At 60.9% G+C, this 225-nt stretch carries 1 protein-coding gene; it reads right to left on the minus strand.

Features of this window, described 5'->3' with window-relative positions; all coding sequences use genetic code 11:
* A partial coding sequence (locus F6Q13_RS19780; protein WP_293060084.1) for a glycosyltransferase 87 family protein occupies positions 1–225 on the minus strand: 225 nt, incomplete at both ends.

The raw sequence follows: 225 nt of genomic DNA on the forward strand, positions 1-225 counted from the left end.
ATGCCGGCCCACTTGCGTTGCGCGTTACCCAGCAAATCGGCCGTTACCATCGAGAGGATCACGATATTGATCTGCCCCAGCTGCAGCGAAAGCCGAACTGGCTCAAGCCATATCACCAGACCCACCAACAGTGCTGTGAGACTCCACAATCCGTCGGACCCAGCGAGACCCATCGCGGTCAGCATCCGCCGGACCGCGTAGGTGACCAGGCCGCACATCGACGCA

It is taken from the genome of Mycobacterium sp. (assembly GCF_008709575.1).
Classification (GTDB): Bacteria; Actinomycetota; Actinomycetes; order Mycobacteriales; family Mycobacteriaceae; genus Mycobacterium.